Genomic DNA, 3,582 nt, shown 5'->3' with positions numbered 1-3,582 from the left:
GCGCGCGGCGCTGTTGGGCGTTTTCGCCCCTGACAGCGGGCGAGGCGGGGACTGCCGTCAGGCGCGTAATCAGCTCGGGTAGACTGTTGCGGTTGCCACGGCGAGGGTGCCCGGCGGGCCGCTGAAAAGCACCGCACGGAGGCACCGTGATCGACGCGGTGCTCCGGGCAGTCGTGCATGACGCATGAGCCCCAGCGAGCCCCCTCGCCCAGCACCGCAAGACGACAAGCCGCCGCGCGAACAGCATCAGGAGTTTCCCCGTGTCCGAGGTAAAGATCAGCGCCGAGCCCCGTACCGAGTTCGGCAAGGGTGGTGCCCGCCGTACCCGCCGGGCCGGCATGGTGCCCGCCGTGCTGTACGGCCACGGCGAGAAGCCGAAGCACATCGCGCTGCCCGCGCGTGAGTTCGCCGCCGCCATCCGTAAGGGCGGCGCCAACCAGCTGTTCGCGATCGAGGTGAGCGACGGCACCCAGGTGCTGGCGCTGCCGAAGGCGATCCAGCGTGACCCGATCAAGGACAGCTTCGAGCACGTCGACCTGCTGCTGGTCCGCCGCGGCGAGAAGGTCACCGTCGAGGTCCCGGTGCAGCTGACCGGTGAGGCCGCGAAGGACACCCTGATCGTGCACGACCACGACACCCTCTCGGTGACCGCCGACGCCACCAAGGTGCCGGATCACCTGGAGGCGTCGATCGAGGGCCTGGAGGCCGGCACGCAGGTCACCGCCGCCGACGTGGAGCTGCCGTCGGGCGTCGAGCTGGCCGCCGACCCGGAGCTGGCGGTCGCCGCCGTGACCGCCGCCCCGACCGCCGCGCAGCTGGAGGCCACGCTGCCCGAGGTCGAGGTCGCCGCCGAGGAGGCCGAGGCCGGCGAGGAGACCGCCGAGGGTGCCGAGGCGCCGGCCGCCGAGGGCGAGGAGGCCCCGGCCGAGGCGAAGACCGAGGCCTGACCGGTCCGTGTTCCGTGCGACAGGCGTCCCCGGCCCCGGGGGCGCCTGTCGTCGTGTCGGGACCGGGTCTGAGCCGGCCGCCGGGTGCGGCAGGGGGAGCGGGAGGGGCGTGGCGTGACGGACGAGGCGGGGCCGTGGCTGGTGGTCGGCCTGGGCAACCCCGGTCGGGAGTACGCGGGTAACCGGCACAACGTGGGCTTCATGGTGGCCGAGTTGCTGGCCGCCCGGGTGGGCGGGAAGTTCGGCCGGCACCGGCGGGCGGTGGCCGAGGTCGCCGAGGGGCGGCTCGGGTTGGGCGGGCCGAAGCTGGTGCTGATGAAGCCTTTGACGTACATGAACCTCTCCGGGGGGCCGGTGGCCGGGCTGGCGCAGTTCCACAAGGTGCCGCCGGGCCGGGTGATCGCGGTCCACGACGAGCTGGACATCGGCTACGGCCAGCTGCGGGTCAAGTGCGGCGGCGGCGAGGGCGGGCACAACGGGCTGCGTTCGATGTCGAAGTCGCTGGGGACGAAGGAGTACGTGCGGGTGCGGTTCGGCATCGGCCGGCCGCCGGGGCGGCAGGACCCGGCCGACTACGTGCTGTCGGACTTCTCCGCGGCCGAGCGCAGGGAACTGGAGTTCCTGGTGGACCGGGCGGCGGACGTGGTCGAGTCGGTGGTCACCCGGGGTGTGGAGCCGACCCAGAACCTGTACCACGGGGCCTGAGCCGGGCGGGGCGGCGCGGCCGGCGGCCGTACGGCCGGTAGTCTGCGCCTTTCTGGCGGACCGCGGCGGGTGAGGTGGCCGGCGGCCGGCGGGGGGCGGATCGCCGCGCCGCGGTTTCCGGCGCACTGCGACCGGTGAGGCGGGTCGGGGCGGGGCGGGCCGGCGATGAGGCGGGCCCGTGGGCGAGGCGACGGGAGCGAGTGGTGGGCAGTCCTCCGATGATCGACGGCGCGTTCGCCCGGTGGTTGGCGGCCCAGGCCGGGCAGGCGCTGCTGGGCCTGCGGGCCGAGCTGGGGTTCGCCGACCCGGGGGCGTTGAAGTCGGCCGGGGACAAGGTCTCGCACGACCTGATCCGCACCGAGCTGGCGAAGTGGCGTCCGGGGGACGCGGTCCTCTCGGAGGAGGACGAGGGGTCGCGGCTGGCGGGGGCGGCGGAGGTGAGCGCCGGGACGGTGTCCCGGTTGACCGCCGACCGGGTGTGGATCATCGACCCGCTGGACGGGACTCGGGAGTTCTCCGAGGAGGGCCGCGCGGACTGGGCGGTGCACGTGGCGCTGTGGGCGCGTGCCGCATTGACCCCGCACCGCCTGGTGGCGGGGGCGGTGGGGCTGCCCGCGCAGCACCGGGTGCTGGGCACGGACCATCCGCCGGCGTACCCGCCGATGACCTTGGAGGCGGCGACCTCGGGTGGCGGGCGATCCATCCGGTTGGCGGCCAGCCGTAGCCGTCCGCCGGTTTTCCTGACCGATCTGGCGGAGGATGTCGGCGCTCATCTGGTGCCGATGGGCTCGGCGGGGGCGAAGATCGCCGCTGTGGTGACCGGCGAGGTCGACGCGTACGTCCACGCGGGCGGCCAGTACGAGTGGGACTCGGCCGCTCCGGTGGCTGTGGCGACGGCCACCGGCCTGCATGCTTCCCGGATCGACGGTTCTGCGCTGAAATACAACGAGGCCGACCCGCGCCTGCCGGATCTGCTGGTCTGCCGCAAGGATCTCGCCAGCCGGTTGCTTGCAGCGCTGCAGAGGCATTCCGGGTAACCTGAGCAGTCTTCTTCACGTGTCCGACCGGAAAGGTCTGGAATCCATGAGCGCAGCCGAGCGGATCGAGGCCGGGTCATGACCGCCCCCGCCACATACCAGGTCTCCCACCTCGACGCCCTGGAGGCGGAGAGCATCTTTGTGATGCGTGAGGTGGTTGCGGAGATGGAGCGGCCGGTGCTGCTCTTCTCGGGTGGTAAGGATTCGATCGTGATGTTGCGGTTGGCGCAGAAGGCGTTTGCGCCGGCGAGTGTGCCGTTTCCGGTGATGCATGTGGATACGGGGCACAACTTTCCGGAGGTTCTGGAGTATCGGGATCGTCGGGTGTCGGAGTTGGGGTTGCAGTTGATCGTGGCGTCGGTGCCGGAGGCGTTGACGCGGGGGTTGGTGCGGGAGTCCGGGGACGGGATGCGGAACCGGATCCAGACGCCGGTGTTGTTGGACGCGGTGGAGAAGCACCGGTTCGATGCGTTGTTCGGTGGGGCGCGTCGGGACGAGGAGAAGGCGCGGGCGAAGGAGCGGGTGTTTTCGTTCCGGGACGAGTTCGGGCAGTGGGATCCGAAGAATCAGCGGCCGGAGTTGTGGTCGTTGTACAACGGTAGGCATCATCCGGGTGAGTCGATTCGGGTGTTCCCGTTGTCGAACTGGACCGAGTTGGATGTGTGGCACTACGTGGCGCGGGAGCAGATTCCGTTGCCGTCGATCTATTTCGCGCATGAGCGTGAGGTGGTGGAGCGGGACGGGATGTTGTACGCGGTGAACGAGTTCTTCACGCCGCGGGCGGGTGAGCGCCCGTTCGTGGAGGTGGTGCGGTATCGGACGGTGGGTGACGCCTCCTGTACGGCGGCGGTGCGTTCGGATGCCGCGAGTGTGGTGGCGGTGATCGAGGAGGT

General features: G+C 71.3%; 4 protein-coding genes. All 4 read left to right on the top strand.

Annotated elements, in window-relative coordinates:
• The first annotated feature begins 260 nt into the window (after positions 1-260).
• Complete coding sequence (locus tag ACFT41_RS32050; RefSeq protein ID WP_377590515.1) at positions 261-947, top strand: 50S ribosomal protein L25/general stress protein Ctc; 687 nt, start codon at positions 261-263, stop codon at positions 945-947.
• A 114-nt stretch (positions 948-1,061) separates the two neighbouring features.
• Entirely contained in the window at positions 1,062-1,652 is a 591-nt protein-coding gene (gene pth, locus ACFT41_RS32045; RefSeq protein WP_377590517.1) for an aminoacyl-tRNA hydrolase, read from the top strand.
• Positions 1,653-1,870: 218 nt separating this feature from the next.
• Entirely contained in the window at positions 1,871-2,689 is an 819-nt protein-coding gene (locus tag ACFT41_RS32040; RefSeq protein ID WP_377614107.1) for an inositol monophosphatase family protein, read from the top strand.
• A 78-nt stretch (positions 2,690-2,767) separates the two neighbouring features.
• Positions 2,768-3,582: sulfate adenylyltransferase subunit CysD (gene cysD / locus ACFT41_RS32035; protein WP_377614106.1), on the top strand; the 815-nt coding region annotated here is incomplete at its 3' end.

The sequence above is a fragment of the Micromonospora sp. NPDC057141 genome (genome assembly GCF_042670805.1).
GTDB lineage: Bacteria > Actinomycetota > Actinomycetes > Mycobacteriales > Micromonosporaceae > Micromonospora.
This window is presented reverse-complemented; position numbering and strand designations above follow the sequence as displayed.